The following is an 8,833-nucleotide window of genomic DNA, read 5'->3' as shown; positions in this document are numbered from 1 at the left end:
CCCTGAGCTAATAACTCATAGCTGATAGCTGATAGCTGACGGCTGAATGCTTACAGTAGGGCTAAAAATTACTAATTACCAAATAATTAATAATTATTGGAAAAGTAATTATCCATTATCCACTATCCATTAACTGCCAACTCCTAATTTAACTTCTGTCCAAGCTCTATCGTATAGAATAGTTGCTTTACCAAGATCTTGAATATAATCAAGTTTTGCAAATAATTCTGGTGGGGGATAAATTGCAGGATTATTCAAATCAGCAGCTTCGATTAAACCTAGATCTTTTGCAGTTTGATTTGGAGTTGCATACTTAATGAAATTGGAAATTTTTGCTCCTATTTCTGGTTCGAGAATGAAGTTAATAAATTTTTCTGCCAGCTCTTTATTATTACTTCCTTTAAGAATAACCATATTATCAGTTAAGAGAATACTTCCTTCTTTGGGAATAGCGTAACGAAGGTTGGGATTTTCTTTCATAATCTGGAAAATATCTCCACTCCATTCACAGGTTAAATCTACTTCTCCTTGGTCTAATAAATTTTGACCTGTATCGGGGGCAAAAGCAGCGATCGCCTCTTTATTTTTAATCAGAAAATCTCTAGCTTCATTAATTTCTTGAGGGTTAGTTGTATTGGGGTCATAACCAAGAGAAATTAAGGCAATTGCAAAGCTACTTCGCATATCATCTAATAGAGCAACTCTGCCTTTAAATTTAGGGTCAAACATAGTTGACCAACTATTAACTTCGCCTTCAGTAGCTTTGAGATTATAGCCGATTCCCATTGTGCCCCATTGGTAAGCCATACTATATTTATTTCCAGGGTCGTAAGGAGGATTAATAAATTTTTCATTGAGATTTTTAATATTAGGAATATTTTCCTGATTCAGTTCTTCTAGCAATCCTTCAGCTACTAGAATTTCCACCATATAGTCACCAGGAAAAGCTACATCATAACCAGGATTTCCTGGCTTAATTTTGGCATAGAGGTCTTCATTACTTTCGTAAGTATCGTATTGAATTTTGACATTAAATTTATTTTCAAATTCAGTAATTACTTCAGGAGCAATATATGTTGACCAATTATAAATACTTAGGACGTTATTATTGCTAATTTCTGAAGAATTAGGACTATTATTACTACAACCTATTGGTAAAATCACAGCCATAGTAAATAGCAGTAGAAAAGTAATCAGTTTTTTCATATTCACAGATACTTATTTAGTCATTTTGTAAGAATTTACTGCGGAATGCTGCGCAAACAGCCATTAGCGGTCAACTTTCCTCTTCCGGAGGAACTACATTAACAGCAATTAGTAATTTGAGGATTTGAGTAATATTGAGTCGTGAGCAAGTAGCTAATTTATTTCCGACTTTTAATTCTGTTAAATCTTTCAACTCTGATTCCTCAAAAAATGGCAATTAAATTAATAGCTGACAGCTAAATGTTTACGTCTTTTAGGTCTTTTTTTGATTCCCTAATTGTTCAACAAAAATGGCAGATATTACCAACATCAAAGAAGCTATTAACATCAAAGTAGATATAGCATTAATTGCTGGTGTTACGGAAAATTTAATCATACCATAAACAAATAATGGTAATGTAGTTGAACCTACTCCCGCAGTAAAAAAAGTTATCACAAAATCATCTAATGATAAAGTAAAAGCTAATAAAGCAGCACTAAAAATTCCCGGCCAAATCAAAGGTAAAGTAATACGAAAAAAAGTTCGCCATTCATTAGCACCTAAGTCTAAAGCTGCTTCCTCTAAAGCTGGGTCAAGTTCAGCTACCCGCGCTCTCACAGTTACCACAACAAAAGAGATACAAAATGCTATATGACCAATAATTACTGTAGGTAAACCTAGCACTAGACGAATACCTAAAAAAATTTCTATTAGTTGAAAGCTTAGATAAAAGAAAGCTGATAAAGAAAGCCCTATAGTAATTTCTGGAATAATTATTGGTAGAAAAAGTATTGCCTCCAATACAGTCCGTCCGGGAAAACGAAAACGTTCTAATGCTAAGGCAATCATAGTACCAAAAATTGTAGCGATGATTGTTGAAACTACTGCTACTAAAAGACTGTTTTTCAAAGCCTCCCAAATCATCACATCAGTAATAGTGCCATTAGTTGTTCCTTGTAATAAATTCCTATACCAATCTAAAGTGAATCCTCGCCAAATAGCATTAAAACGAGAATCATTAAAAGAGTAAATTACTAATATAAAAATCGGTAAATAGAGAAAGGCAAAACCCAGAGCAGCATTTAGCCATAATCCAAACTTACCAAGAGAACGAATAAGTAAATCAAGTTGTTTCATTCTGTAGCAATCCTATTTTATTTGTGTATAAAAATCTTATCGCTTTTAGGGAACAGGGAACAGATGAAAGTTTCAGTTTTTTTATCTACTTTTTGATTACCCGCAACTTATTTAGGATTGCTATAGCTTTTAGAATGATACTTTTTTCTCTTCTGAAATCCGGAAATATATCATAACTGGGATTAATACAATTACCATTAATAAAATTGATAAGGCTGAACCAAATGGCAGATTTCTCGCTGTGATAAACTGATCTTGAATAAGATTTCCCACCATCATAGTTTTGGCACCACCTAAAATATCAGGAGTAATAAAAGCACCAAATGCTGGAATAAAAACTAGTAATGAACCAGCAACTATGCCTTTGATTGTCAATGGTAAAACTACACGAAAAAAAGTTCGTAAATCATTCGCTCCTAAATCTTGAGCAGCTTCTAACAAAGAAAAGTTAAAACGTTCAATTGTGGCATACAAGGGTAAAATCATAAATGGTAAATAGCCATAAACTAAGCCAATAATTACAGCAAATGGGGTGAAAATCAGAGGCAAAGGTTCATCAATTAGCTGCAAGCTTTGTAGGACAATATTAAATACTCCTTCGGTACGAAGTAATACAATCCAAGCATAAGTACGAACTAAAAAATTTGTCCAAAAGGGGAGAATTATTAGTATTAGTAATATATTGCGCCAAGGTTGTCTACGGGTAGCAATAAAATATGCTAAGGGGTAGCCAATTAGTAAACATATAATAGTTGTAGTGAGAGCTAAAAATAAAGACCACCCAAATATTCTCCAGTATATTCCTTGAGCTAGTTGTTGATAATTATCTAGGGTGAATTTCCAGACAAGACCACCGTAAGTACCTCTTTCTAAGAAGCTATAAATAAGTACAATTATTAAAGGGATAATAAAGAAAATTAAGATCCAGATAGTTGCTGGAAATAGCAGAATTAGTAAATTGGTTAATTTACGAGTTTCAGTAGTTGATGTTGATTGCTTTTTATGAGTTTGCCACATATTAATTAGTTGATGACTATTAGTTCGTCAATAAAAGATTAAGTAGGGTGTGTGACGTTAGGGAATAGCAGAAAATAAATTATCCCAATTTTTGTACTTAGTATCGTTAACTAGCTACTCTCTACTTCCTTACTTTTTCGATTTCTTCCCTACTGCCTACAGCAAAGCTGCCTTACTTTCATAGCTAATTGGATAATTTTTTATTTTGAAGTCCCTTACACTGACCATTATTCCAGAAATGGTCAGTTTGACAGCTCACACATTATGTGCTGTGGGAGGCGTGCATTACATAAAACGCTTTGCACCCTACGCGATCTAATATTTATCAGGACTTACACAAAATATGTTGACAGTTCAAATATAAAGCAATGTGTGCCGACATATTTACAAATTACATGAACTGTCCAATAGCTAAAAGTCTTATATTATTGGCTTTTTATTCCCCCTGTTGCCTCACAGGAGTCAGCATTCCCTCTCTTGGTCTCATGGATATGGCTAGGAGACCCGTTCAAAGATCGCCATCCCACCTTACAGGAAGCTGCCCTAACTACCAGTTGCTATCTGGCACCGACGCGGGTTCTGACCACTTGCGTCTCATGCCGACGCAGGGCCGCACCGCTGTTGCCTATTGCCTGCGCACAGCGCTATAAATGTTATAGCTTTGCATTTATAGCGGTTTTCAGAAAGATGGAACACAGTCCTAAAAATAAAAACCCTTGTAGATACTTTGTATGGAACCTCTCTACTTTAGTCTACCTAAGTAAAAACTACTATAATCTTTACTTGATAGATATAACTGAGATATCATTATCAGTGTTCTACGCGATCGCCAAAATATCTCCGATAGTAGAAAACATCTTCAGAAGGCAACAGTGGGAAAAAATCTCCCTTTTTAAATTTCATTACAGTCTATTTCCTGACTAACTCTTTTTTTGCTATACCTGAACAATACCATTGGATAGTGACGAATATCAATATAAGTCAATTTTTATATATTGACAAATTCACAACTTTATGATCTTAAGCTGCAATCTAGATCTTGTAGAGTCCAAAGTCTTAAATATTATCAATTTTTATATATTGACAAGTATGCAATTTTGTGCATAAAAAACACAATCAGTAATTTTACGAATCTAAGCAACTATGCCATGTCAAGAGTCCGTAAAATTATAGAGATTTTTTTTAAAGATTTAATAAAGGTATAGACTACCTAAAAAAATCGAAGATATCAACTTTTATATATTTTCATCCTGAGTAGTAATTGGCATAATTGAATAAGAAAAACATCAATGCTTTCTATGGAAATAAAAGATACTCTATCTTCAATAAAAAATATGAAAAACTGCGCTAAAAATAATCAAGAAAGTATTTGGAAAAAACATATAGTTAAAACCAAAAGAAAAGGATATTTCCGGAATATACAGGAAGTAAAAGTTGTAGCTAAAGTAGCAAACATGGCTTTTGATCCATCGACATCAAATCCTTTTCCATCAAAGGTTTGGGTAGTTTATAGCTCTTTGTAAAAATAATATTATATATATCGATCCGCTTATATGAAAAATATTGGCTATCATACAAATTTTAATCGGTATTATAGTTTCCAAAAATTAAATTTTTGGAATTTTTTTTATTCAATCTGTTTTTTAAATAACTACTTTAAAAAATCAAACACTTACCAATAAATTAATTATGTAGAGACAAATAACTTTATATATGTATAGACAAATGCTTGTATAATTTTATTCTTAAATAGATTAATGATGATTATAATAATTGTATAAAAATCTTAGGCGTTGCTGAATTAGTGTACGATATTAGTCTTAATTATATAGGAGTCAAGCAGGGAAGCTGTCGGATTGGCGACGTACAGGAGTCAAGTGTCAGGAGGTAAGTGTCAGGAGGTAAGAAAGAAGAAAAAAGAAGAATAGAAGGAAAAAGTTTTTTTGTTTAGCTGGGGCAAAACGCACGTTAAAGCTATGTGAAAGGTCAATTGCAGCATTCTGTACCAAAAACTTTTAAGTAGATCTACCTCCTACTTTCATCTAACTATAAATTTTAATGCCTACCTACTTATATACAAAATATCAAAACTATTTTCAAAATATCTATAACTATAATGAATGATTGATGACACCAATGGGAATGATAACCAAGTAGGGGAGACAACACCTATCTCACAACTTATTTTGACTGCTATAATAGTATAATTTTATATACAAGTATAAATTAAAAACTGTGAGAGAAAAAAATAGTATGTTATAATTCCCAGTGTAAATAAATTCTGATGATTTTTAGCACCAACCGCCAATAGTTTTCTAATTCTAAGATTTGTTCTAACTGTGGTTTGGTCAAAAATTTACTGTCTCTATCAGAGCGTGTATTCAGTTGCGAATATTGCAGTTTCATTGGCGATTGCTCCGCAACGCTAGCGCGAACGAGACTTGTTTGCGGAGCATGACCTAGAAAATGCTCTAGCTAAGGCGGTCAGTTCAACCGTGAAACTTGTGGACTGGAAAGTGCCGACACTTTTAGGTAGAAGCACCGAATAGAACAGATAATTGTAGATTTTACAGATTATTGTAGGTTTCTAAGAACGGTCAGAGTTAGTATGGCAGCCATCGAATCAATATCATTATTTACTGAACAGTTAGTAAGAGCTAAAACAGGTAAATCTCTGTCAGACATTGAAAGAGAAGTTCTACGACTGTCTTTGTCTGGAAAAACCTATAGTCAAATAGCCTCCAAATCTGATTACTCTAGAGATTATATTAGCCAAAATGTGGCTCCCAAATTATGGAGGTTGCTCAGTCATATTCTCAAAGAAAGAATTAGCAAAACTAACTGCCTTTCTGTATTAGAAAGACAACTATTTATTTATCAAGCAAGTAGAAAGCAACCTACATATACCAGCTTAATTAATAGAAATACAGTCCAATATTCAGAAAATTCCGACATTAATGATTGTAAATTACTAGATGGTAGAATCCCCATGGGTTCTCCATATTATATAGAACGTGCGGAGCAATTAATCTGTTATTCAGAAATTAATAAACCAGGATCGTTTCTGCGTATCAAAGCACCCAGACAAATGGGAAAAACTTCTCTATTAATGAGAACTATTAGTTATGCTATCAAACAACAATATCATACAGTACGATTAAGTTTACAAAGAGTTGATAGTACAGTTATCAAAGATATCAATAAATTTTTAAGATGGTTTTGTGCTAGTGTAACCAGAAAATTACAGCTAGAATCAAAGTTGAATGAATATTGGGACGAAGATATTGGTAGTATAGAAAGCTGCACTTTATACTTTCAAGAATATTTGCTTTCTATCACAAATAATCCCATAGTTTTAGCAATAGATAAAGTAGATTATATTTTTCAGTCTCCAGAAGTAGCTAATGATTTTCTGTCAATGCTGCATTCTTGGTATGGAGAAGCAAAGGAAGTTAAAATTTGGCAAAAACTGCGGATAGTATTAGTAAAATCTACAGAAGCTTATATTGCAATGAATATTAATAAATCACCTTTTAATATGGGGATAGCTATAGATTTATCCCCATTTATTCTCGAACAAATCCACGAATTAGCACAACGTTATCAAATAGATTTATTACCACAAGAACAAGATCAACTAATGCGATTAGTGGGTGGTCATCCCTATCTAATTAATACTACTTTTTATCACATAAAATGTCGTAATGCCAGTTTAGAAAGTTTAATCAAAACAGCGGCTACAGACACAGGTATTTATAGTAACCATTTGCATCAACATTTACAAAATCTGCAACAATATCCAGAACTTAAAACAGCTTTTGAACAAGTATTGCGGACTGTAGCTCCTGTAGAGTTAGAGCAGCTACTGGCATTTAAGTTAAAAAGTATGGGCTTGGTTGTACAATTAGAAGGTAATTTAGTTTTGCCTAGTTGTGACTTATACAGGCGATACTTTTATAATGTATTTTTTGGTATGTAGTTGGGTTTAGGGAGTAGGGATTAGGGAGTAGGGAGTAGGAAACCCACCCCTAACCCCTCCCAGGAGGGGAAATAATTGATAATTTATGTGCCAGAATTGATTTTATTTTTTATTATGGGAGAAATCTAGTCGTTACCGATGATGATGATGGTTGCTTGGAAGCTTATGATTTGGATGGAAATCTCCTGGATGCCGCACGACGATATATTGAGTTATTAGCTTGGAAAAATTTAGAGGATGTGCGAGGACAGGTCGAAACAGGAGATTATCCCCCCGAACTGAATCGCGAATCAACATTGTGGGGTCGTTCTGAAGTAGTAACAAAAGAGTGAAATTTCCCCTCTTTATTCCTTCAACCCCCTAACTAAACTAATGGTTCTTGCTGAGTAGTGCAATGTATTCCTCCGCCTCCGGCAGCAATTTCATCAATATTAATTTGCACAATATCTCGACTTGGGAAAAGTTCTTCTAGAGTTTCTTTGGCACGCCTGTCTGCCTGGCGATCGCCAAATTCTGGTGCAATAACAGCATCATTTATCGCATAAAAATTAATATATCCTGCTGCAAAGTCATCGCTTTCATATCCCGGTCGTATTCTTTTCGGTGCTGGAAGCACAACAACTTCTAGTTTTTTTCCATCCGCATCCGTTGATGACCGCAAAATTTCTAAATGTTTTTTGGTAACAGCACGATCGAAAGATTTAGGATTTGGATCGTATCCTGCAACAACAACACCGGGACTAACAAAACGGGCATAAAAATCTGTATGTCCATCGGTAATATCATAACCTCTGATACCTGGTAACCAGATAATTTTACGCAACCCCAATAAAGCCTTCAATTCTGTTTCGCAATCAATTTTGCTCCAACCAGGATTGCGATTATTATTGATAATACAACTTTCAGTTACGATCGCTGTACCATTACCATCAACTTCAATACCACCTCCTTCAAATACAAGTTCTGTATTGATTAGCGGTACTCCTGATTTTTTTGCCACAAACCGAGCAACCTCAGCATCGCGGTCATGATATTGCTTGTTTCCCCAACCATTAAAATTAAAATCAATGGCCGCTTTTTGACCTTCCTCATTTACCACAAAAACTGGCCCTGTATCTCTAATCCAGAGGTCATCTATAGGGCAAAAAATCAACTCCACACTAGAGCCACATTTGGCTGCGGCTACATCATAGTCTGCCTCACGAACTAACATTTTTACGGGTTCATATTCAGCGATCGCTCTGGCGATGTTTGCTAGATTATCTTGTACGCCAGAATAGTATTTACGTCCCCAAATATCTTTACTTGCACTAAATGCCATCCAAGTACACAAATGAGGTTCGGTTTCATCTGGCATATAAAATGAGGAATTTGATGACATAGAAGATAATGTTTGATTTGATAATTGAGGATTAGTTGTAGCAGAGCTGACTAAACTCTTGAGAAAAATATAGCTTGATGTGGTCGATATTAATTGGAGAAAAAATCGTCTGTTCATAAACAAAGGCAGAAGG

General features: G+C 34.4%; 9 protein-coding genes. 3 read left to right on the top strand and 6 right to left on the bottom strand.

Features of this window, described 5'->3' with window-relative positions; all coding sequences use genetic code 11:
- Positions 1 to 129 precede the first annotated feature (129 nt).
- From AC3DU7_RS17610 to AC3DU7_RS17595, 4 genes are all read right to left on the bottom strand, one after another.
- Positions 130 to 1,206 (bottom strand): ABC transporter substrate-binding protein, encoded by a 1,077-nt coding sequence (locus AC3DU7_RS17610; protein ID WP_488040620.1) that lies wholly within the window; start codon positions 1,204 to 1,206, stop codon positions 130 to 132.
- Between the two features lie 70 nt (positions 1,207 to 1,276).
- Entirely contained in the window at positions 1,277 to 1,399 is a 123-nt protein-coding gene (locus tag AC3DU7_RS17605) for a hypothetical protein (RefSeq protein ID WP_488040619.1), read from the bottom strand.
- A gap of 60 nt (positions 1,400 to 1,459) precedes the next feature.
- Positions 1,460 to 2,323, bottom strand: coding sequence for an ABC transporter permease (locus AC3DU7_RS17600; RefSeq protein ID WP_488040618.1), 864 nt, complete (start codon positions 2,321 to 2,323; stop codon positions 1,460 to 1,462).
- Between the two features lie 129 nt (positions 2,324 to 2,452).
- Entirely contained in the window at positions 2,453 to 3,340 is an 888-nt protein-coding gene (locus tag AC3DU7_RS17595; RefSeq protein ID WP_488040617.1) for an ABC transporter permease, read from the bottom strand.
- 1,334 nt (positions 3,341 to 4,674) lie between these two features.
- Here AC3DU7_RS17595 and AC3DU7_RS17590 point away from each other — a divergent pair.
- Positions 4,675 to 4,863, top strand: a complete 189-nt coding sequence (locus tag AC3DU7_RS17590; RefSeq protein ID WP_488040616.1) for a hypothetical protein — start codon at positions 4,675 to 4,677, stop codon at positions 4,861 to 4,863.
- 733 nt (positions 4,864 to 5,596) lie between these two features.
- On the opposite strand, the gene AC3DU7_RS17585 is transcribed toward AC3DU7_RS17590, so the two are convergent.
- Complete coding sequence (locus AC3DU7_RS17585) at positions 5,597 to 5,746, bottom strand: hypothetical protein (protein ID WP_488040615.1); 150 nt, start codon at positions 5,744 to 5,746, stop codon at positions 5,597 to 5,599.
- 202 nt (positions 5,747 to 5,948) lie between these two features.
- On the opposite strand from AC3DU7_RS17585, the gene AC3DU7_RS17580 reads away from it, so the two are divergent.
- Both AC3DU7_RS17580 and AC3DU7_RS17575 read left to right on the top strand, forming a co-directional pair.
- Positions 5,949 to 7,319 (top strand): AAA-like domain-containing protein, encoded by a 1,371-nt coding sequence (locus tag AC3DU7_RS17580; RefSeq protein ID WP_488040614.1) that lies wholly within the window; start codon positions 5,949 to 5,951, stop codon positions 7,317 to 7,319.
- Between the two features lie 155 nt (positions 7,320 to 7,474).
- Entirely contained in the window at positions 7,475 to 7,651 is a 177-nt protein-coding gene (locus AC3DU7_RS17575; protein ID WP_488040613.1) for a hypothetical protein, read from the top strand.
- Between the two features lie 32 nt (positions 7,652 to 7,683).
- On the opposite strand, the gene AC3DU7_RS17570 is transcribed toward AC3DU7_RS17575, so the two are convergent.
- Positions 7,684 to 8,833, bottom strand: a 1,150-nt coding sequence (locus AC3DU7_RS17570) for an agmatine deiminase family protein (RefSeq protein ID WP_488040612.1), incomplete at its 5' end; no start/stop codon positions are given.

The sequence above is a fragment of the Okeania sp. genome, assembly GCF_983059655.1.
The sequence above is the reverse complement of the archived record's forward strand: the minus strand, read 5'-3'. Positions and strand labels throughout refer to the sequence as shown.